Here is a 22,594-nt window from a genome sequence, read left to right on the forward strand (position 1 = left end):
TTGAATTAATGCGTGACGGACAATAATTTCAACGATCTGATCGAAGGGGGGACCAGAAAATGCAAGAATATCAACAGATAACAGAACAACTGGACTTATTGCTGAGTGACTATATGAAACGTGACAACGCCACTGCTGGCATGGCCGTAGGCATCGTATATCATGGGCAGCCGATCTATGTGAAAGGCTTCGGGGTGAAGAGCAAAGAAACAGGGGAGCCTGTTGACGGGAACACCTTGTTCCATATGGCTTCAATATCCAAAACATACGTGGCTACTGCTATCATGCAGTTGGTAGAGCAAGGAAAAGTAGCTCTTGATGAGAAGGTTCTAACGTACTTGCCTTATTTCTCATTGCAGGACGAGCGCTATCGCGATATTACAGTGAGGGATCTGCTCAGCCACACATCAGGAATGCCGGATGAGGATGATTATGAATGGGATCGCCCGCAGTTCGATGATGGAGCGCTCGAACGTTATGTCCGCGGCATCTCGAATCATCAATTGCTGTGGGAACCAGGCATTGGCCAATATGCTTATAGCAATATCGCATTTGAAATCCTTGGCGATCTGATTGCTAAAGTATCCGGCGTCTCCTTTGAGCAATACATGAAAGAGAACATTCTAAATCCACTAGGGATGAACAGCAGCAGCTTTTTCAAGCCAAGTGTCGACGAGCAGTTATTGGCAACACCGCATATTATGGGGATGAGTTCACAGTTCGGGGCTAAGGTCAGTAGTGTATTCCCATATAATCGTGCCCATGGTCCAAGCTCAACGCTGTTGACTAGTGCTGCAGAATCCTGCAAATATGCGATGGCTTACTTGAACGGAGGCTGTGCGGACGAAGCGAGGATTTTGCAAGAGTCCAGCGTGAAGAAGGTATGGAAAGAAATTGCACCGGCTGGTGACTTTGGTTACTTCCGTCATATCGGTCTGGGTTGGTTCATGGGGCAGTATAGAGGGTTTAATGCCAAATCTCATTCAGGGATGGATACTGGTTTTTGCTCCAATTTGGTTATTTTACCTGAGAAGGGGATAGCGGTTACCATCATGTTCAATACGGACTACCTCGGACTCGATTCGGTCAACAATGCGATCCTGGATATATTGTTAGGAGAGCAAGTTCGGGTCATTCCGCGTTCACTCACCATGCATGTGACTGGTATTTTGGCTGCAGAAGGCATTACGGCTGCTGTGAACGAGCACAAGTCTAATATGGATCAACGGACAACTCTGGGGTTTGTCCCAGCGGAGAATGATTATAGCTACCGTTACATCGCTCAGAGCCTTCTTGGTCATGGTGACTCAATTCATGCAGTGAAGGTCTTGGAATTAGCTATCCAAATAGATCCGGATGCAGAAGACCTTCGGTTGATGTTGAATCAAGTGGTTAACCCATCTACGAATTCCGTGACATAATTATCAGAAATCCACGAGGAGAGGTCTTCGTGGATTTTTACTTATTTCGAGCAACCATAATGGAGGAATGGCATTCATAGACGGAGCCAACGAACTCGTGGCAAACATTGACAAAATTACGTGTTATCTTATCTAATGAATATATATATCATGATGATAATGACTTGACAACGGTACCTATGTATACCAGTTGAATTGCTGAGCTATCATGATAAACAGCATGCTGAACGCATCTAGTAGAGACCGCCATGTCCCCTCGGAGGGAAGTGGCAGTTATTTTTTTCATCATAGAACAGGAGAGAAATTATGCAAGAGTCAATCGCTATTATTTCAGATATTCATAGTAACAGCCTAGCATTAGAAGCAGTATTAAAAGACATTTCAGCGCGCGAGATTCACCAAGTCGTGAATTTAGGCGATAGTTTGTTCGGACCGATCGACCCTTTGGGTACAGCAAGGCTATTAATGGAGAATCAGACCATCATCCATATCATGGGGAATTGCGATCAAATTCTTCTGGAAGCGTACAGTCCATCTGCTACGTTTCAATTTGTAAAACCATTATTGAATACAGACATCGAGAATTGGATCAGATCTTCTTATCAAGCGACTTGGAGATGCGATGATCTTCTGTTCTGTCACGGGACACCATTTGTAAATGATAAGTACTTGTTGGAGGATGTCGACGAACATGGCGTTAGAATTAAGGATCCGAATGAACTGATGATAGAACTCGGAAATATAACACAAAGTTTTATTTTCTGCGGTCATAGTCATGTGTTCAAATCGATTTACTTACCGAACGGCAAGTTGATCGTAAATGCGGGTAGTGTCGGGCTGCCTGCCTACGATGATGAGCTTCCTTTTCCGCATGTCATGGAATCTGGCACCCCTTATGCTGAATATGTAATTGCACATCGAACAAATCATTGCATAAGCATTGAGCATGTGATGATAGATTATGATTGGGAGAGAGCCAGTCGGATTGCTAGTGAAAACGGGCGAGAAGATTATGCATATGCCATTAAAACAGGCAGATCGTTACTCAAATGACTCTATTTCCAACGAATGTGGAGGCCGAATGAGTGGAGAAAGGGAAGATTGTATTTCTGAATGGGGTCACAAGCTCAGGGAAAACCTCGATCGTAGATGCCATCCAATCGAGATCTGAAGCATTTTACTATGTCGTAGCTAATGATCTTTTCGAACAAATGATTGGTGATAAATATTTGCAGGAAGATTATTGGAAATATCTTAGTGATGCCATTATGATGATGTATCGGACGGCAAAACTATTTTCTGATTGCGGAAAGAATGTGTTAATCGATGGGATATTAGTGGAGAAACCCGAACTTAAACCACACTATGAACAAGTCAAAGAAATATTTAAGGGTTCCCCCCTACATATCGTTGAGGTGTATTGTCCATTGGAAATATGTCGGCAACGAAATATCCAGCGTGGCGACCGATCCGTAGACCAATCGGATTGGCAACACGACATCATGGCAGAGCATATCACATACCTCTGCACAGTCGATACCAGTGTAAATACACCTGATGAATGTGCGGAATGGATACTTGAAAGGCTATATAACTTATAGATTTAATGTAATTACAGGCACTTACGCCCATGAGGGAAAGTGCCTGTTTTTTTGTTCCATTGGTTAACAAATTTTATATTGACCTAACCTTCATTCAACAGTAAATCTCCAATTGCACAATTCCTAATGAAATCAGAAGGACATCCTTTTTCGTAAACGGGGAGGTCCTTCTTTTTGCTATTGTTATATCCCTCGAACTAAAGCATCTAACATATTGTATAGGGCCAGATCTAACATTTTCGATATCTTCTAATCTTTTATCCATTGATTCATGGAAGCGTTATCATATATCTTGTGAGTGTCCTAATCCAATTCAACAACATAAAAGGAGGTGAGTTTCATGAGAAATCAAACCGCTGCTGTGACAAGTGAGCTTCAAGTAGATCCGCATCGATCTAAGAATCAAAGTCCATTCCTCCAATCCTTTTGGAGACAAAAGTACTTATATCTCATGGTACTGCCAGGGTTCCTCATCGTGCTCATATTCGCATATTTCCCGATGTACGGCGTGTTAATCGCCTTCAAGGATTATAATGTGGCAAAAGGCATATGGGGAAGCGAATGGGTGGGGTTCAAATATTTTCATGAATTTATTAACAATCCCATTGCAGTGCGAACCGTCAAAAATACGTTAATCCTTGGCGTATACAGTCTAATGTTCGGTTTTCCCGCTCCAATCGTACTCGCACTGCTGCTGAATGAAATTCGAGTGCTTGCATTCAAGAAATTCGTACAAACGGTATCGTACTTTCCACATTTCATCTCGACCGTAATTATTGTAGGCATGCTCAAGGAATTCACCTCGTTGGACGGCATGTTCAACACGATCGCAGGATGGTTCGGAAAGGAGCCCGTCAACTTCATTACGGAACCGCAATATTTCCGCACATTGTTCGTAGGGTCCGGGATTTGGCAGGGCATTGGCTGGGGCACCATTCTGTATCTGGCTGCACTTAGTAATGCCGATCCAACATTGTACGACGTTGCTTCGATCGATGGGGCGAATCGCTGGCAGAAAATGAAACACATCTCACTTCCCGCCATTATGCCCACCACGATTATCTTGTTCATCCTATCTATTGGCGGCATTCTGGGTACCGACTTCATGAAGGTCATGCTGATGTACAACCCAGGGACCTATGAGACGGCCGATGTCATTGGTACCTACGTGTACAGAGTTGGTCTAGAGGGAGGACGCTTCGAATACAGCGCTGCCGTCGGATTGATGCTGTCCGTTGTCTCCTTTCTGTTCGTCCTGGCTACGAACCGATTGTCACGCAAATTTTCCGAAACAAGTTTATGGTAGGTGAATGTAGATGGGGTATAAACATAGCTTAGGTTCCCGCTTGTTCGATGTGTTCAACTATGGATTCATGCTGCTGCTGATCGTCATCACGATATACCCGCTGCTGCATGTCATATCGATTTCGCTCAGCCATGCGGATTTTATTGCGCTCGGTCAAGTGAGTTTTTTCCCGAAAGGCTTCAATATCAAGGGCTACCAGATCATATTTGAGAAGCGGCTTCTGTATACGAGTTACGCCAATACCATCATGTATGCGACCGTAGGCACGCTGTTGACGCTGCTGCTGACTTCGCTCATGGCTTATCCGCTTACGGTATCGAAGTTCCGAATCAAAAAGCCGATTACGATCTTCCTCGCGGTGACGATGTTCTTCAGCGGCGGCATGATTCCGACGTATTTGTTAATGAAAGAGCTGCACCTCCTTAATACGTTTTGGGTGATGGTATTGCCGGGCTGCATCAGTGCTTATAATGTCATTATTTTTCGTACCTTCTTCCAGAACATCCCGAGCGAACTGCGTGAATCGGCGTATATGGATGGCGCGAATGACCTGACGGTACTATTTCGAATCTATCTGCCGCTGTCTAAGGCGCTGCTCGCTACATTCGCCTTGTTCACGATTGTTGGGCATTGGAATGAATGGTTCAGCGCACTCATCTATTTGCGGGACGAGAATCGTTATCCGCTCCAAATGTTCTTGCGCAGCATTATTTTCACACAGCAGGGATATGGCAGCAGCGAACAGGCAACAGAGATGATCCAAAATCGACAAATCAACCCGAAGAACATTCAAATGGCTGCCGTCGTCATCACAATGGCTCCGATTCTGTGCATTTATCCGTTCGTGCAGAAGTATTTCGTTAAAGGCGTTATGGTAGGTTCAATCAAAGGATAGGGGAGAGTTGACATGAAAAAAACGTTAATGGGCATGTTGATGGCGCTGCTGCTAATTACAACGTATCTTAGCGGCTGCAGCGGAGGATCAGGCACAAGTGAATCGAAATCAGTAGACAAGGGGAGTTCCGATAAGGCCAATGCGTTGCATTTGAAGGTTGTGATTCCGCATTTCGGAGGCGATCCGACGGGAACGATTGTGCAGCAGGAATATGAGAAGGACATCCAGAATTATCTAGGGACTGAAGTCAAAATTGATTGGACGCGCATTCCATGGGCCGAATATACGGAGAAGACGAAGGTCATGCTGACGAGCGGCGATATTCCAGACGTCATGCTGGTGCGGGGTCAAGATAATATAATCAAATTCGGAGAACAAGGGTTGTTCGTAGACTTGTCACAGCATATAGATAAGATGCCGAATTATAAAACATATATCGATGCGACAGGCAACAACGAGCAATATTTGATGAACGAAAATAAAAAGTTGTTCGCATTCTATGACGGCTATACGAATCCGACAGACATTGAGCCAAGCCAATATGCCGCAGCCTATCGCCTCGACGTCTTCCAGAAGCATAATATCAAGGTGCCGACGACACTCGATGAATTGTATGATGCAGCCAAACAGTTGAAAGCATTGTATCCGGATGCCTATCCCGTAGGACAGAGCGAGCAATATTTAGAGTATGACGGCATCCTGAGCGCGAATCATACCGCAGGGAACATTTATTGGAACGGCGAGAAATATGTATACGGTCCAACGGAAGAGGCTTATAAGGAGGCTCTGATATTCCTGAATAAGCTGTATAAGGAGAAGCTGCTGGATCCGGCCTATTGGTCCGACAATATGGATGAGGCCAAGACTAAAGCCACCTCGGGCAAATCATTTATCTATCCTCCGCTATGGTCAGGGTATGTAGCTGATTTCAATGCGAACAAGCAGGCTGGCGTAACATGGACGTTAGCCATGGGTGCTGACAATCCGAAATACGGTAAAGCCTGGAAATATGGCAGTGAGCCAAAAGGCAAGGGATTAAGCAACGGCTCGGGTCTAGTGATCTCTGCGAAATCCGAGAATGTGGAGCAGATTGTGAAGCTGCTTGATTATCAGTACAGCGACAAGATGGTCGATTTGCTCATGTGGGGGATAGAGGGCAAATCTTATGAGGTGAAGGACGGGAAGAAGCAGTTCCTGCCCGCTCTGATTCAATCAGATGATTTTGTTGGTGAACTCGCAAAATTAGGCGTATCCGCATCGATGCGCACGAGACCAGGTATCGTATTTACACCACAGGAGCGCATTGCCAAATACACGTCGATCCCGGATGTGATGTTCTACCATGATGGGAAAGCACAGATGGAGAACTACTGGTTCGCCTCAGACAAGTACGGGGGCAAAGAATCGATTGCTCCTATGGATCATGCGCCAAAAATGATGTTCACGAAGGATGAAAGTGACCTGAAAGCCAATACGATGACACCGATCGAGACGTATGTCAAAGAAAGCGCCGTGAAATTCATTAAAGGTGAAATGGACTTCTCCGAATGGGGCAAGTTCCAAGATACGATTAAAAAGATGGGCGATTATGAGTCGATTCTAAAATTGTATAACGATAAAGTACAGCAGTAACAGGCTGGCAGATAGAACGATGACAAGCTTCGTGGGCGCCGTCTGATCTGATACAGACGGTTTGCCCTATCTGCTAGTAAGACGGATGGGGAGGAGCTCTATCAAGTGAACAAGTATGATCTTCTATTCGAACAACCGATCGCAAGGTGGGATGAGGCGCTGCCGCTTGGCAATGGACTAACGGGATGTCTCCTATGGGGGAACGGTGCACCGCTCAAATTCAGTCTGGATCGAGGGGATCTATGGGATCTCCGGCTGGCTCCAGAAGTGAATGACGCGGGGTTCACGTATGCTGAAATGATCGATTGCGTGAAGCGGGGCGATCAAGAGGGGCTATTGAACCAATTCGATCGCATTTATGAAAAGTATCCGTATCCGACGAAGCTTCCGGCCGGGCGCTTGGAGCTGAATTTCAGACAACCTGCTGATCAGATCAAAAGTAACCTAGCTCTACAGGAAGCATGCGCGAACATCGAGATGACCTTCGGGGATCGCACCGTTACGGTGTCCAGTTACTTGCATGCCGTGAATGGCCTTGGCTATATTCGAATTGTTGGTGATCCGGAAGCAGCAGGAAGATTGGACATCGTTCCACCGGATTATGTTGGCGCCCAGCAGGATGACAACGCGAACCTCGTATTTCATTCAAGCCTGACTCGGCTTGGTTACTCAGCTGCTTCACAGCATGCGGAAGGTCATGTGCGTTGGTTCCATCAACATACCGCGCATGAACTCGAATACGCTATTGTCGTAGCAGAAGGCCATTCAGCTGCAGGGGAGCGGATAGCCGTATATACGGTTGCCACGAACCACGATGGCATGGATTGGTTGGAGAAGGCGAAACGGAAGACCGCATCCGCTCTGGAGACCGGGTATGATGCCGCGTTCGTCGAGCATGTCGAATGGTGGGCTCGATACTGGGCTCAGAGCTCCATCGCCTTGCCGGATGAGGAAGCGGAGAAGATGTGGGTGCTGAACAATTATCTGTTCGGTTCCTGTTCCCGAAAAGGAGCTCCACCGATGCCTCTGCAAGGGGTATGGACTGCCGATGAAGGGAAGCTGCCCCCTTGGAAAGGTGATTACCATCATGATCTCAATACGCAGCTTAGCTATTGGCATTATCCGAAGGCTAACCATCTCGAAGAAGGGGAGAGCTTCATCGATTTTCTGTGGAACTTGCGACCGGAAGCCAGAATATTCGCCGAGCGCTTCTATGATGCGCCTGGTATCAATCTCCCTTCGGTGATGACCCTGACTGGCGGGGCGATGGGCGGATGGCCGATGTACAGCTTGAGCATTACGAACCAGATCTGGTTATGCCAGGCCTTCGATCATTACTGGCTGAGCACGGGGAATCAAGAATTTCTGCGCGATAAAGCTTATGTATACTTCCAAGAAACGGCGGAATGCGTCCAGCGCTGGCTCGTGCCAGGCGAAGATGGCAAGCTAAGGCTGCCGTTATCAAGCTCGCCGGAGTTCCATGATAACCGGTTAGAGGCATGGCTCGATCCCGTAAGTAACTATGACTTATCCCTGTTAATCTATCTGTTCCGCCGTCTGAGAGATATGGCCGGACAGTTAGATTACAACGATGACGCCGAACAATGGGCAGATGTTCTCGAAAATCTACCAGAGCTGGCTGTTAACAAGGACGGCGTACTGATGATCAACCCGAAGGAATCACTAACGGAGAGCCATCGTCACTTTTCACATATGATGTCCATATTCCCATTGAAACTGCTCAATCGAAACGCGTCTACGCGCGATCGTGACATTATCGATAAGACGATCTCTCATTTGGAAGTGCTAGGCAAAGGCCAATGGGTCGGTTATTCATTTGCATGGGCGGCAGCGATGTACGCATGGCAAGGGAATGGAGAAGCCGCACTCTATCATTTGCAGCAAATGTGGCGTTATACATGCTCACCGAATGGATTCCATTTGAACGGCGATTACAAGCATTCGGGGGTATGCATGTTCCATTACCGCCCTTTTACGTTGGAAGGCAACTTCGCGGCAGTAAGTGCCCTGCAGGATATGCTGCTGCAGGTGGATGAAGGAACGATCCGCGTATTCCCAGCAATTCCAGCAGCATGGGCTGATCGCACAGCCGAGTTCCGCGATTTCAGGGGCGAAATGGGTGTACTCCTATCGGCAAGGTTAAGTGGAGGTAAGCTAGATTATATCAAGCTGCGTGCAGAACGAGGTGGCTCCTTCCGAGTCCAGAACGATTTTGGCTGTGAAGGTCTGTTGATTATCATCGGGGATCAATCTAATGAGATCAATTGTACGGCTGGTGAATCATTCCGTGTTGATCTGCAAGCGGGAGATGAATGTAGGATTACAGGCATCGAATCTCCAATTTCTGTACGGTAATCCTTCATCAATACCAACCATTGAATAAGGCAGTGAAGCTTCAAGCGGAGTCTTTGCTGCCTTTTTGTATATCCATTTTTTGTAGTACATGTTCCAATACCTGTGTTATATTATTACAACTAGATGTATGCGCATTCATTTCCGGTGGGAGGGTCCCTATGAAGCATTGGGTCACAGCGTTTCCCCGTAAGGCCACAGCCCAAATGAAGAAAAAAACGCTAATTGCCATCTTTTTGCGTTTCTTCGTGCTGATTGTGTTGCTCCTCATCTCGTCCAGTACCATTGCCGTTTATTCGAATTATCGAATGATCGATGATGCTCGTGAAGCAAACAGTAACTATTTGCGCGCGGGCCTCGTCTTCACTCGACGGCTTACTCGACAAAATGAAGGACCAGGGGTACAGCATTTCGTCTGATCCGAGCTATTTGAATTTATTATCCATGAGAGACAAGTCACAAATCCAATACGCTTCAACGGCGTATTTGCTAAGCAGCAAACTGTATGACCTTTTCGTAAGCGATAGCGCCGTGGACGATTCCTATATTTATTTTTCCAACCTGAACACGATCCTAGCAGGATCCGGCTCCTATGAACCCGCGTTCTACTTAAGCAAGCACTACCGATTCAAGGATTATCCATTGGCTTTCTGGGACGAGCAGTTCAAGCGTGGCATTGTATCGACCATTTTGCCGGCGACGGATGTGTACAGTGAGAGAGGTTCGGGAAGTGAGAAAAAATACAAGACCATTATCCCGCTAGTGCTTAACATAGAGAGCGTGGTCGGATCACGCAGCTATATGGTTGTTAATATTGATGAACAGAAGATCTATCAAATGATCAACAATATGAACATCACCAAAAAAGGCGATATTTATCTAATCGATACGCTCCACAATCGCATCATTAGTGCAACCGATCGCGATAAGCTCGGCGATACGTTCGACATCGGGAAGCTTCAACTCAATGCTACAAGTGGATTGTCCGAATCAGAAATATCGATTCATGGCGACGATTATATATTAACCTATCACCCTTCTTCTTGGGACAACCTCGGTTTTCTCGTCGTAACGCCCGAGAAGGTGTTGACGGCTCCGGTCTATCAGTTCCTGTATATGACGATAGGTGTCATCGCTTTATCAATGTTGGTTGGGATCGTTGCTTCCGTTGTATTCTCACGAGGCATATATTCGCCGCTCGCTGAGATGGTTCATGTTGTCAAACGCTTTGCCATAGCTCCCTTCGAGAGCAACAAATCCGAATACGATTATATCAAAGAGAGCATTACGACATTGCATCAATCCCATCAGGAGTCGATGCCATCACTGCTGCAGATTTTTTTGTATCGAGCACTTCATCAGCAATTGAACAAGGATGACATTGAACGGCTGTCGCAGAAATATGAGTTTTTTCGCGGAGGCGGCAGCTTTGCGATTGCTGTCGTTAGGTCTGATTTCGCTAGAGATAATCAACTGCAAGCGGCTGAGCTTCATACGCGTATGACTCTACTTCACAAACCCGTCCTGGATGTAACCAGCAATGAGATGGTGTTGTTCTTGCAGGAGCAGGATGATGAATCTATCGATCTTTTCGTGTCACAACAGATGCATCCACTCTTATCCATTTATGAAGAAGAATTGGCAGGTGAGATCAGTCTTACGGTTGGCATAAGTAGAGTCTTCGATAAGCTAGAGAATATTCAGCAAGCATATAAGGAAGCGACTGATATACTCGATATGCGCAGCGTAGGGGAGAACCTTATGATTTACCACGCATCAACCAGTACGCCCGGCGCGATTGGCGCTATTTTCTCCTCGGATGTGAAGGAGACAGCGCGCAAATATTTAGAGAACGGCTATGTGGATGGCGCTTCAGTGCTGCTCGATCAGCTGTTCGAAGGTGCGAGAAGCCAGCAGATGCGATTTGCGGTATTCCGGCAATTCGTAAGTGATCTGCTCTATTTCGCCGCTGAAACGGTGTATAACCGTCGAATCGACGAGGAAGCAATGTTCGGAATGCCTGCTGGTGAGATGATTGCATACGTCAATGCGCTCAATCATCCACGTCGAATTGAAGAAGCCTGTCGTAGCATATATGAGCATGTAACCGCTCAGGTCCATTCCCAGCAGCAATCGTCTCAGGCCATAACCGGCATGCTGGAGTACATATCCTCTAATCTGGCTGAAGCGAATTTAACGTCAATCTCCGAACGGTTTCATATGAATACGAACTATGTATCGCAATACTTCAAGAAGCATCAGGGCGTCACGTTTACCGATTATATCAACCGCCTACGTATTGACAAAGCGAAGGAACTGCTCCTTAGCACCGAACATACAGCGTCTGATATCGGCAAACTCATCGGATTCAATAATGCGAATGCGTTCATACGTATGTTCAAGAAGCTGGAAGGCACCACACCGAATGAATACCGCAAGATCGCCTTCACCATATATAACAATTCGTCGTTAGAGGGGGAGTAGAGGATGTGGATACGCCGTAGAAAACTGGTCATATGGATCTGTGCCGGAATTCTAGTAGTCCTGTCAGCCGTATGTTTGCCCTATGATGAACTCGTGTCTGGCACACCCCCGATAAGCCCCGTCGTTATACATGCTGCGGTTCCTGCGTTTGATCGCGACCGGAATACGCCAATCGATAAAGAATTCGAACGGAGGACGAATCTAACATTTGATTGGCTGCAGTTTCCTGTCAATGAATATATGAAGCGAATCAATCAAGTACTAACCTCGGCTGGTCAGAAACCGGATATATTTATCGTTAATAAAGATATGGTACAGCGGTTCGGTCCGATGGGATTGCTGCTAGATTTACGGCCTTACCTTGACGAAATGCCCCATTTAAAGCGTTGGATTGAACGGTACCCCCAGATTGTTGAGGATATGATGACCGAAGATGGTAAGCTATATGGCATAGATGGTCTGAACACGTACGGTCAAATGCCGATCGGTTATATCCTGCGTGAGGATATCTTCTACCGCAATGGCATGCTGCTTCCTACGACATTCGATGAATTGTACGAGTCGTTGAACCGGCTCAAGCAGATTTATCCCGATTCCAAGCCGATCTCAAGCCGTTCGGGCCCGGCTAATTTGTTCCAGCAATTCTATATGGCTTACCATACCCAGAGCGGTGTTTATTTCGATAATGACGAGATGACGTATACATTCGGTCCCGCCGAGCCTAACTTTAAGAAGGCTGTCATGATGGCCCGTAAATTTTATCAGGCGGGTCTAATTGATCCTGATTTCGCGACGGTCTCAGAACCGCAATTTTTCGAAAATGTGATCGGAGGCAAGACGTTTGCCTTATTCGGAGAATATTTTATCGAGATGGATGGCTGGATTGAGAAAGGGGTAAAGAGAGATTCATTCTATAGCTTGAAAGCAGTGCTGCCACCCATGACGGATCAAGGCTTGCAGGCGCTGCAGCCCGTTCAGTATCCGAATTCTCGCGGGAATTGGGTCATTGCCATCCATGCGAAATCCCCGTATATCCGAGAACTGATTGCACTGCTGGATGCGCAATATTCCGATGAAATCGTGGAATTGACGAACTGGGGAATCGAAGGCGATACATTCAATCGAGTCAACGGGGAGAATCGATACACGGCTCGATTGCAGACCAAGCTAAATCCATACGGCGAGGTTACGCCGCAGGAAGCGGGCGTGGACGGACGATCTGGGATATGGGTGCCTTATGATCAGGATGCGGAGTACGCGAGAAGATGGGGCGCCGTTGGACTTGAATCCCAGCAGTTATATACCGCAAATGCAGACGAAATCGGTTTCTTCGCTGGCCCCGCCATTCCCTTTACGTCCGATGAATTCATTGAGATTACGAAAATCATGTCGCCAATCAAGAACTTCGTTACGTTGAAAGTGATCCAATTCGTAACGGGAGAACTCGGGATGAATCAAGACTGGGATGACTTTCAGGATGAGCTTACTAAGATGGGGGTAGGGCGCGTGCTTAAGCTCTACCAAGATAAATATGCAAAGCTGCCGGATGAGAGGAAGGTTCTGCATAAGTCGCTTCGGTAGATTTGATTTCACCGATGGCGCCAATGCCACTTGAGCGCCTCTTTTTCGATTTTTTCGACAAAATCATCTTTCCCAATACTATAACCATCAATATCTGTTGGATATTGTTCGGCTAATTTACTTTTCAATTCGCCATACGCTTTGCAGATGTCAGGGTTCTGACGAAGATAATCTCGGAACGCGAGATGTCGCTCGATTTCTTGAATTTGATCATATTGGAACGCATGGATTTGATGCGTGCGATCATCTCCGCCTTTGCGATAATATCTTCTCCCTGCAATACCAAACTCGCCCATGACTTCATAGCCAAGCTCTTCAAAGTGTGTCGAGTAATCATCTAGCTTATTGATATCGTTCACGACAAGCAAAATGTCAATGATCGGCTTTGCTTGTAAGTTCGGTACGGAAGTACTTCCGATATGAAAGCTGCTCACAAGCTCATCTTGAAGAATACTCTGAATGGCATGCTCTTCCTGCAAATAAACCTCTGGCCAATTTGGGTCGTATGCGACGACGGTGATATTCATTTTCTGATTCCTCCTTCATGTATTGAAAAATATGAACAGGCACGAGGGCGTTGATACAGTGTATATAATATTGAATATTGCGTCAACTCAGAAGGGGGTAGCACCTCACATAATAAAGGGACGATCCTATGTGCTGAATGCTGGCATGGGGGTGGTTCCTTTTTGATTTGGTTCCTATCTTGAGACTACTCGGGCATAGCCAAAAGCTCCTTATCGGTATAAAGTGGAAGATGAGTATAATTCAACCATTCATACTTATAAGAGATCCGACGTACGTTGATAAAGTAGTAAGGAAGTAAGAGAGATAGGAGCGATAATTTTGATTGAAATGACATCATCATTCGTGGATTCACTAGCTTCGAATACCGCGGCGATAAAGAATGCCCAAGGTCTGGTGAAAAAACGCAGTTTCGTGCAGCTGCATCAATCCGAAGACGGTACATTGTTATTCGCGGAATGCAAAGGAAGCGGAAGCTCGAATTACCAATGCTCAGCAGATTTCATTCAACCGGATAAACCGATACTACGTTGTTCTTGCCCAAGCAGGCAATTGCCATGTAAGCATGCGTTGGGACTATTATATGCCTACATCGGGGGAGAAGCATTCACTGCCGCCGCAGTGCCGGAAGACATTGCTGCCAAACGGGAAAAAGCAGAGAAGCGGGAAGAGAAGAAGTCGCAACAGACGAGTGAAGGGGCGGAACTTAAGCCGAAGAAAGTGAACAAGACGGCGCTCAAGAAAAAAATCCAATCACAGCTCGAAGGATTGGATGTCCTCGAGAAGTTGCTTCGATCATTGGTTCGTAATGGTCTGGGCACGATTGATAAGAAGGTCATCAAGACGATGCAAGAGCATGTGAAGCAAATGGGAAATTATTATCTCGCGGGTGCGCAAACGGAGTTGCGACGGCTTACCTTACTGCTCTCAGAAGTAGACGATCGTGAGCAAGTATATACGGACGTCGTGGAGCAATTGGCCGTGATGCATGCTTTTATAAAAAAGGGACGTGCGTATTTGACAAGCAAATTAGCAGATCCAACATTGGCGCTTGATCATGAATCGACGATCGAGGAATGGCTGGGACATGCATGGCAGCTTACAGATCTGAAGGAATACGGGTTGATGAAGGAACAGGTAGAGTTGGTTCAGCTCGCATTTGTGAGCTATGACGATTCGGCAAGACAAGAATATGTTGACGAAGGATATTGGCTCGAACGAGACAGTGGGGAGATTCATCGTACCCTTCAATATCGGCCTTACAAAGCGGCGAAGCTGATGCGTGAAGAGGACAGCTTCTTTGATGCTGTGCGAACTCCCTCCTTATATCAATATCCAGGGGATATGAACCGAAGAGTACGCTTTGAAGAGATAGCTGCTAGACCGATGGATTCGCATGAGGTCGTACATATATCGAAATATGCCGAGCGATCGTATACAGATGTCATCAAAAAAGTGAAAAACCAGCTGAAGAATCCGTTAAGTCACGCCAATCCGCTCGTATTGCTACATGTGGCCGAGGTGATGCATTCCAATCAAGATGAAGTTGTCATTGCAGATGAATCCGGTCAACATCTCGTATTACGGGATCAAACATCTAATGGGCATCGGACCCTTCCTCTGTTAACGCACTTGTCATCATCGCAATTGGAGGATGTAAGCATGCTGGTGAGGTTCGAGCACGATATGGACACGGGGCGGTTAACGGCAATGCCCTTAACGATATTGAAAGATGCGGAAATGCTCCGTCTCTTGTATTAGGAGGAATGAACATGAGTACAGCATTATTACAGGAGCTCCATCAAGAGCTGCGTCGAATCTACATCGCTGGAAGCGATCTGGCACTCGGTGATTACCGACTAAAACGGATGCTGCCGCAATTCCAGCAGCTTGGCGAGCGAGCTCCGATTTTTAGAAGACTAGCCGAAGGGATTGCGGCTCTGATTGAGCCTGCGGATATAGAAAACTATCCATCTGCAGAACTACTGCAGGATTTGAATCTACTCCTTACCTCCGTGCTTCGAACACAAGGCATGACAGCACCACAGGGTGACCTTGGACCGCTAGAACATCGCCCCGTTTCCTTATCTACATTTCTACCGTATCGCAAGCTGGCTGCTGTGGAGGAGGCGCTCACGACGACAGGGAGCAATCGGTATGAGGTGGTTGTTCACGCATTCGAAGAGGGCATGTTCCGGGATCTTCGTCTGCTGGCCCTTGCCGTTCGAGCGCTTGGGGATCCCTATTCGGAAATCGCTGAATTTGCAATGCAGAAGATCCTGCCTTCCTACGGAGCTGAGGTCGTGCCTTATTTGATCGACAGCTTCGATCCGATGGGAGGCAGGGTAGAGAGCCGCAAGATTCAAGTGATCGGGCAGGCGGGCGGAGAAGATGTATTGGATTTGATCTTTCAGGCAGCTGAATCCGGGTCAGAGGAAGTTCGCGTGACGGCGATTCGTTTACTAGCGGATCAGACTTCCTATGCGTCAGCATTGCTTTCTTGGACGAAAGATAAGAAGAAAGCGATACGTGAAGCTGCCTATCAAGCCTTAGCAGTCATAAATTCCGAGACAGCGGTTGAACGGATCTATGAGGCTTTTGCGGGCAAAGACATCGAAATCGCAGCTGAAGCCGCGGCCAAATGCAGCTCGGAACAATTAACGGCATGGCTGGTTCGTGATCTCAGTGAAGAGCTGAAGCATGCACTTGCGTACAAAGAAGATAAGAAGAAGGCCGAAGCATCGCAGATAAAAATAAATCACTATCTCACCGCTTTGGAAGGGAAACGAAGTGATCCGTTATATGAACTATTTACTGAGGTAACACAACAATATTCTTTGTATATCTCTTCTGCTGGACTGGATCTTATGGATGCCGCAGCACAGTACTTGGAACACGAAAATTTGTTGGAAGCCTTGGAAGCTCTATATGGTTTGGAACAACATAATACGCGCTATTTATCTTATGCCTTCCGTGCGTCGTTCCGGCAGCTCTCGCCAGCCCAGTTATTTGAGCACTATGTGCAATCCGTTCGAAATAAATGGAAGATGAAGACCAATAAGGAGACCCAGAAAAAGCTGAAGCAGTTCCTATCGATCCTTGAGCAGCAATTGATTGCCTATCCCTATCAGCTTTACCCTAGTTTGTGGAATTCCCCTGAAGAGACTACTTACCTGCGCAAAGTGGAAATGATGCCTGTAGAACAGGTCGCACAGCTGTGGGATTCACGATGGTTAGATTGGCTGATTGAGGTTCAAGCCACCCAGCTCGTCTGCGTCTTCGCGCGGCCGGACCATTCGGAATCACAGTCATTTCTGATGGAGCGAATGCAAGACATGACAGATCTGCGTCATCAATCCTTTGAAATTCTGCTTCTTGGCCTTGAACGTGCGGGTGTGGATGCTTCGATCCGGTCGGAATTACTCATGAATGTGCTTGAACAAAAGCGGAGCAGCAACCTTTATACGTTCGAAGGCCATGTGCTGGAATATCTGTATCAGCTGCCTTTCACCTATCAAGATCGGTTGTCTGAAATGATCCAGAAATATCGGTATACCGCTCGGGAACAGCTGCAATATGTATGGAATGATATGGAGATAAAGAAGCAAGAAGCTTTCGTGGCGAATTCCGTGTGATTACGATCGTTGGTATATAAACAGAATGAAGATCTTGAGGAGATGAGAAGATGGTTACGAGTCAAGAGCAATTGCAAGATATGATGCGGCTGCCCGCTGAGCAATTATATCAAGAAGAAATAGCTGCGTTGAAGAAAGCAGATAAAGGGAAGATTCCCGTAGGCTGGCAAATGTCGCCGCAATCCGTACTCACGTTCATTACTGGAGGGAAAGTCGGTAAAACGGTGATCACACCAAAATATATCGGCAACAAAAGGTTGATCGAAATGGCCATCGCGACACTGATCACCGATCGTGCGCTCCTGTTAATAGGAGAGCCAGGTACGGCAAAATCTTGGTTATCCGAAAATCTAACTGCCGCCATTTACGGACATTCCGGCCTTGTTGTTCAGGGGACGGCGGGTACCAGTGAGGAGCATGTTCGATATTCGTGGAACTATGCGATGCTATTGGCGAGTGGGCCAACACCTGAGGCACTTGTGCAGAGCCCTGTGATGCGGGCGATGGAAACTGGCGGCATTGCCCGATTCGAGGAAATATCACGATGTGCTTCCGAGGTGCAGGATGCGCTGATCTCCATTTTATCGGAGAAGACGATTTCGATTCCGGAACTGGGCCGGGAAGTTAGTGCTCGGAAAGGATTCTCGATTATCGCAACGGCGAACACACGGGATCGGGGCGTCAACGAGATGTCGGCGGCCCTGAAGCGTCGCTTCAATATTCTGATCCTGCCGACACCAAGCGATATGGACACCGAAGTCGAGATTGTGAAGAAAAGGGTACGAGAAATTGCTTCCTCCTATGATCTGCAAGCTGCTGTTCCTGCGGATGAGGCATTGATCAAAGTGGTAACCATCTTCCGGGAATTGCGCAGCGGGATGACACTCGATAAGAAAGAGAAGCTGAAATCTCCTGCGGGCGTGATCTCCACGGCAGAGGCGATATCTCTGCTGACGAACTCCATGGCATTAGCAGCAAGTTTCGGCAACGGCGAAATTACCGATGAAGATCTTGCCGCGGGATTACAAGGAGCCATCGTCAAGGATGACGTGAAAGATAAACTGGTCTGGAAAGAGTATCTCGACAATGTGATGAAGAAGCGCGGCGCAGAATGGCGAGGTTTGTACACAGCCTGTAAGGAGATGAACGAGTGAATAGCGTAGCGACGGCCGCTGTACATATATTTGGTGTGCGGCATCTGTCACCCGGCGCCTCCTTGCATCTTCTGGAGCTGCTGCAGGAAGTGCAGCCAACCGCCGTACTCATTGAAGGACCATCGGATGCGAACTCGGAGATCCATCATCTAACGAATCGAAACACGACTCCGCCTGTCGCTATTCTCGCCTTTACGGAGGATATCCCTGTTCGAACGGTATTATGGCCTTTTGCTGCCTACTCCCCAGAGTTTCAAGCGATGAAATGGGCAGCTGAGAATGGAGCCCACGCCGTATTTATCGACCTACCGTCCTCGGTTACGGTTGCGATGCAGCAGCTGCGATTGGAAGCAAAAGAGGACGTGGAAGAGGAAGAAACGGAAGATGGAAAGCCTTCTGGTTCCGATTCCTTCGATGATTCTTCCATCTACAGTCGAATCGCCGCGATTGCGGGCGAACATGACTACGATATGTACTGGGAGCGTAATTATGAGCTCAATCCGAGTAAGGGAGCCTATCAGGAGGCGATTATTGCCTTCTCTACACAGATGCGCGAACTGACGGAGGAGGACGAGAGACAGCATCAACGGGTGGAATACGCCTATAACGCGGTTCGAGAGGCTTATATGTGGAGACAGATTCAAGACACGATTGCCGCAGGCCATGAACCGAACCGCATTGTTGTCGTCTGCGGAGCTTATCATGCGGCTGCGCTTGCGCAAGATTCCCATGTGATGACGGATCAAGAATGGACGCAGCTGCCATCGCGTAAGACGAAGCTGACACTTATGCCTTACTCGTATTATAAGCTGTCTTCGATGTCCGGCTATGGGGCAGGCAATCATGCACCGCATTATTATGAGATGATGTGGGAGCGCATGCGGACGAATACGCTCGAGGAGCTGCCGCATTATTACTTGTCATCGATTGCAAGGTGGATGCGGGAGACGGGGAACCATCGTTCAACCGCTGAAGTGATCGAAGCCGTTCGTCTTGCCGAAGCACTAGCAGCCCTGCATGGAGGGAGCGCGCCAACCCTACGGGATTTGAGAGATGCTGCCCAGACATTACTGGGGCGCGGCGATCTCTCTGTCATCGCAGAAGCGCTCGCACGCGTTGATGTCGGAACAGCCATCGGCTCATTGGCTGAAGGTGTCAGCCAGACTCCGATTCAGGATGATCTGAACCGCATGTTGAAGCAATTGAAGCTCGAGAAGTACAAGACAACCGTGGCTACCGATTTATCACTCGATTTACGTGAGAATCGTCGGGTTACATCGGAAGAATCTGCCTTCCTTGATTTGAATCGGTCCACGTTATTGCATCGACTAGCATGGCTTGGCATCTCTTTTGCGAAGCTTCGTCCTAGCGGACAGGAACATGCAACTTGGGCTGAGCATTGGGTCATTCAATGGTCTCCTGAGGTCGAAATTCAGGTGGTGGAATCGACGCTTCTTGGGGAGACGATTGAAGTAGCCTCTGCGTATGTGCTGCAGCAGAAGTTGGATAGTTGCAGTACCATCGCGGAAGCATCTTGGCTGATCCGTACGGCATGCGATTGCCGTATGCTTGAGCAGATGGAAACCGCGCGGCAGACACTGCAGCGACTTGCTGCAGATAGCCGTGATGTGATCCAGATCGCTGCAGCGGCGAAGGAGCTGTCCATGATTATCGGTTACGGTGGCTTACGTCGCATGGATACCGCACGGCTGCTGCCGCTTCTGGAACAGTTATTTATGCGGGCGTGCCTGTTCCTCCTGGATGCAGCGAAATGTAATGACGAGGCGGCAACCGACATGATGTCGGCGATGAATGAGCTGAACCGAATTTCCTTGGAGCATAGCGAACAGGTGGATGAATCCCTATGGCTTCAAGAATTGCTGCATTTATCAGAACGGGATGATCGGAATCCGCGTCTCTCCGGTTTTGCTTGCGCTATCTTGATGGAACGCCAAGCCATCACCGCTCAGCAATGTGCTGAAGAGGTATCTAGAAGGCTCTCTCCCGGCATTCCAGCAGATCTCGGTGCAGGATGGTTTGAAGGGTTGTCGCAGCGCAATCGGTATGCCCTTCTATCTCGGCAGAGCTTATGGGAGCAGTTGAATGCGTACATTGTCTCGCTGAGTGATGATGAATTTGCTCGTGCGCTGGTTTTCCTGCGGCGTGCTTTTAGTTCGTTCGCTCCGCGGGAGAAGACGATGATTGCCGAATTATTAGGCGAATTGTGGGGAGTTCATGCAGATCAAGCAGCTGAGATCTTGACGGGGGAATTGAAGGAGGACGAAGTAAAGATGATTGACGAGCTAAATGATTTTGATTTTGAGGATTTTTGACCATGGATAACTATGTAGATTCACAGACGGTATCGAGATGGAGAATGATATTAGGCGCTTCTGCAGAAAAGCAGCTTGCAGGCTGTTGTGCAGGCGGGAGTATTGCGTTATCGGAAGAAGAGAGTATTATGGATGAAGCCTTGGCGGCAATCTATGATGATACCGGTGAAGAAGAGGCAGGCCAACATAACGCTCGGTCTTCAACCGGGAGGAATGCAGGCCTCGGCAAGTCCGCACCACGTCTATCCAAATGGCTCGGTGATGTCAGACAATGTTTCCCTGAGGACGTGGTCTCGATCATTCAGAACGATGCTATGGAAAGAAAGGGATGGAAGCAACTCTTATTCGAGCCGGAAGTCCTTGCTCATGTGAAGCCAGATATCCAATTGGTTGGCACGCTGTTATCGCTGAAGGGTAAAATTCCGGAGAAGACGAAGGACACGGCACGAATGTTGGTATCCTCTGTTGTAGAAGAACTCGTCAAACGTCTCGAACAGGACATCCGACGTGCGGTAACGGGAGCTCTTAATCGTCGTCAGCATTCCCCGCTTCCTTCCGTGAGCGGCATCGACTGGAAACGTACGATTCAGCGAAATTTGAAGCACTATGATCGGGAGAGCCGTCAGATCATACCGGAGAAGTTCTACTTTTTCGATCGGGCCCAGCGCAGTCAGGAATGGACGGTTATTCTGGATATTGATCAGAGCGGATCGATGGCTGATTCGGTCATATGGGCTTCGGTGATCGGCTCGATATTCGCAAGCATTCCTGCGCTCAGAACGCGCGTTGTCGTATTCGATACAGAAGTGGTAGATTTAACAGAGCAATGCGCGAATGACCCAGTGGAGATGCTGTTCGGCATTCAATTGGGCGGTGGAACGGATATTAACAAATCTGTAGCCTATTGCGAGCAATTTGTGGAAGAGCCGAAGAAGACCTTGTTTATCATCATTTCGGATTTGTATGAAGGCGGCAATCAATCCGCACTAATTCGACGCATGCGTGAACTGCGTGAAGCGGGTGTACGGACGATGTGCTTACTCGCATTGTCGGATCAAGGTCAGCCTTTCTATGATGAACATGTTGCGAAGCAGCTCGCTCGGGATGGAACGCCTTGCTTTGCTTGTACACCTGCATTACTGCCTGAACTCGTCGAAGGTGCGTTGAAAGGCTTTGATTTAGTCGAACTTGCGAAGCGGGTGGGAACGAAGCAGGGGTGAGAATTTTTATATTGTTCTAAGGACGAAGTCGTGTTTGAGCAACTTCCTATTCGCTCAAGCACGTCTTTTCTCACCTGCCTACCACATATGAAATGAAAGTATAAGTTTTTGGCATGCAAAAACGACTTTCTGATTGGCGATAAAACCTACATCTAATCGCAGTCGCTCATCTTCGAAAGGCTTCGATAGAGGTTTTCTCATATGACATTTTGTCATGTCCCCCATTTGACGAGTTTAGTAGAACGCTAGCATTCGGGCTCGTGGATACAAGAATGTTATAAGAAATCGGCGGAAAACATAAAATATCAAAATTATTTACATAAGAACAAGTATTCGGTATTATATTAATGGGTGTAAATCCCAATTATGGGGGGCGAATAATATGGGTCGAGTTGTATTATTTGAATTAAGTAGTCAAGATCCGGAACGTGCTG

16 protein-coding genes are annotated in these 22,594 nt (G+C 47.4%); 15 read left to right on the plus strand and 1 reads right to left on the minus strand.

Annotation, left to right across the window (positions count from 1 at the left end; genetic code table 11):
- The first annotated feature begins 59 nt into the window (after positions 1-59).
- The 10 genes from AC3WU2_RS15690 to AC3WU2_RS15735 all read left to right on the plus strand — a co-directional run bounded on the left by AC3WU2_RS15690 (position 60) and on the right by AC3WU2_RS15735 (position 13,293).
- A complete protein-coding gene (locus AC3WU2_RS15690; protein ID WP_492455686.1) occupies positions 60-1,421 on the plus strand; it encodes a serine hydrolase domain-containing protein in 1,362 nt (453 codons plus the stop codon).
- 306 nt (positions 1,422-1,727) lie between these two features.
- On the plus strand, positions 1,728-2,474 hold the full coding sequence (locus tag AC3WU2_RS15695) for a metallophosphoesterase family protein (RefSeq protein ID WP_492455688.1): 747 nt from the start codon (positions 1,728-1,730) through the stop codon (positions 2,472-2,474).
- A 32-nt stretch (positions 2,475-2,506) separates the two neighbouring features.
- A complete protein-coding gene (locus AC3WU2_RS15700; RefSeq protein ID WP_492455690.1) occupies positions 2,507-3,022 on the plus strand; it encodes a phosphotransferase-like protein in 516 nt (171 codons plus the stop codon).
- Between the two features lie 340 nt (positions 3,023-3,362).
- Complete coding sequence (locus AC3WU2_RS15705; protein ID WP_492455692.1) at positions 3,363-4,328, plus strand: ABC transporter permease; 966 nt, start codon at positions 3,363-3,365, stop codon at positions 4,326-4,328.
- 10 nt (positions 4,329-4,338) lie between these two features.
- Positions 4,339-5,223, plus strand: a complete 885-nt coding sequence (locus tag AC3WU2_RS15710; protein ID WP_492455694.1) for a carbohydrate ABC transporter permease — start codon at positions 4,339-4,341, stop codon at positions 5,221-5,223.
- A gap of 12 nt (positions 5,224-5,235) precedes the next feature.
- A complete protein-coding gene (locus AC3WU2_RS15715; protein ID WP_492455696.1) occupies positions 5,236-6,855 on the plus strand; it encodes an extracellular solute-binding protein in 1,620 nt (539 codons plus the stop codon).
- A gap of 105 nt (positions 6,856-6,960) precedes the next feature.
- The gene (locus AC3WU2_RS15720; protein ID WP_492455698.1) at positions 6,961-9,231 is read left to right on the plus strand and encodes a glycosyl hydrolase family 95 catalytic domain-containing protein; all 2,271 of its coding nucleotides are present in this window, start codon (positions 6,961-6,963) and stop codon (positions 9,229-9,231) included.
- A gap of 158 nt (positions 9,232-9,389) precedes the next feature.
- A complete protein-coding gene (locus AC3WU2_RS15725; RefSeq protein ID WP_492455700.1) occupies positions 9,390-9,647 on the plus strand; it encodes a hypothetical protein in 258 nt (85 codons plus the stop codon).
- Between the two features lie 25 nt (positions 9,648-9,672).
- The gene (locus AC3WU2_RS15730; protein ID WP_492455702.1) at positions 9,673-11,712 is read left to right on the plus strand and encodes a helix-turn-helix domain-containing protein; all 2,040 of its coding nucleotides are present in this window, start codon (positions 9,673-9,675) and stop codon (positions 11,710-11,712) included.
- Between the two features lie 3 nt (positions 11,713-11,715).
- Complete coding sequence (locus AC3WU2_RS15735; RefSeq protein ID WP_492455704.1) at positions 11,716-13,293, plus strand: extracellular solute-binding protein; 1,578 nt, start codon at positions 11,716-11,718, stop codon at positions 13,291-13,293.
- Between the two features lie 8 nt (positions 13,294-13,301).
- Here the strand turns inward: AC3WU2_RS15735 and AC3WU2_RS15740 are convergent, their stop codons facing one another.
- Entirely contained in the window at positions 13,302-13,820 is a 519-nt protein-coding gene (locus tag AC3WU2_RS15740; RefSeq protein ID WP_492455706.1) for a GrpB family protein, read from the minus strand.
- Positions 13,821-14,139: 319 nt separating this feature from the next.
- Here AC3WU2_RS15740 and AC3WU2_RS15745 point away from each other — a divergent pair, with 319 nt between their 5' ends.
- Genes AC3WU2_RS15745 through AC3WU2_RS15765 form a run of 5 tightly spaced genes read left to right on the plus strand, consistent with a single transcriptional unit; the run spans position 14,140 to position 22,160 of the window.
- Positions 14,140-15,579, plus strand: coding sequence for an SWIM zinc finger family protein (locus tag AC3WU2_RS15745; protein WP_492455708.1), 1,440 nt, complete (start codon positions 14,140-14,142; stop codon positions 15,577-15,579).
- 11 nt (positions 15,580-15,590) lie between these two features.
- On the plus strand, positions 15,591-17,453 hold the full coding sequence (locus AC3WU2_RS15750) for a HEAT repeat domain-containing protein (protein WP_492455710.1): 1,863 nt from the start codon (positions 15,591-15,593) through the stop codon (positions 17,451-17,453).
- A 50-nt stretch (positions 17,454-17,503) separates the two neighbouring features.
- Positions 17,504-18,607, plus strand: coding sequence for an AAA family ATPase (locus AC3WU2_RS15755; protein ID WP_492455712.1), 1,104 nt, complete (start codon positions 17,504-17,506; stop codon positions 18,605-18,607).
- A complete protein-coding gene (locus AC3WU2_RS15760) occupies positions 18,604-20,940 on the plus strand; it encodes a DUF5682 family protein (protein ID WP_492455714.1) in 2,337 nt (778 codons plus the stop codon). The genes AC3WU2_RS15755 and AC3WU2_RS15760 overlap by 4 nt, the downstream gene beginning before the upstream one ends.
- Before the next feature lie 2 nt (positions 20,941-20,942).
- The gene (locus AC3WU2_RS15765; RefSeq protein WP_492455716.1) at positions 20,943-22,160 is read left to right on the plus strand and encodes a VWA domain-containing protein; all 1,218 of its coding nucleotides are present in this window, start codon (positions 20,943-20,945) and stop codon (positions 22,158-22,160) included.
- The last annotated feature ends 434 nt before the right edge of the window (positions 22,161-22,594 follow it).

The sequence above is a fragment of the Paenibacillus sp. EB106-05-06-XG162 genome, assembly GCF_058791655.1.

Coding starts and splice junctions, on each gene's coding strand:
- AC3WU2_RS15690 (WP_492455686.1), top strand. CDS start 60: ATGCAAGAATATCAACAGATAACAGAACAACTGGACTTATTGCTGAGT.
- AC3WU2_RS15695 (WP_492455688.1), top strand. CDS start 1,728: ATGCAAGAGTCAATCGCTATTATTTCAGATATTCATAGTAACAGCCTA.
- AC3WU2_RS15705 (WP_492455692.1), top strand. CDS start 3,363: ATGAGAAATCAAACCGCTGCTGTGACAAGTGAGCTTCAAGTAGATCCG.
- AC3WU2_RS15710 (WP_492455694.1), top strand. CDS start 4,339: ATGGGGTATAAACATAGCTTAGGTTCCCGCTTGTTCGATGTGTTCAAC.
- AC3WU2_RS15715 (WP_492455696.1), top strand. CDS start 5,236: ATGAAAAAAACGTTAATGGGCATGTTGATGGCGCTGCTGCTAATTACA.
- AC3WU2_RS15725 (WP_492455700.1), top strand. CDS start 9,390: ATGAAGCATTGGGTCACAGCGTTTCCCCGTAAGGCCACAGCCCAAATG.
- AC3WU2_RS15730 (WP_492455702.1), top strand. CDS start 9,673: ATGAGAGACAAGTCACAAATCCAATACGCTTCAACGGCGTATTTGCTA.
- AC3WU2_RS15735 (WP_492455704.1), top strand. CDS start 11,716: ATGTGGATACGCCGTAGAAAACTGGTCATATGGATCTGTGCCGGAATT.
- AC3WU2_RS15740 (WP_492455706.1), bottom strand. CDS start 13,820: ATGAATATCACCGTCGTCGCATACGACCCAAATTGGCCAGAGGTTTAT.
- AC3WU2_RS15750 (WP_492455710.1), top strand. CDS start 15,591: ATGAGTACAGCATTATTACAGGAGCTCCATCAAGAGCTGCGTCGAATC.
- AC3WU2_RS15755 (WP_492455712.1), top strand. CDS start 17,504: ATGGTTACGAGTCAAGAGCAATTGCAAGATATGATGCGGCTGCCCGCT.
- AC3WU2_RS15765 (WP_492455716.1), top strand. CDS start 20,943: ATGGATAACTATGTAGATTCACAGACGGTATCGAGATGGAGAATGATA.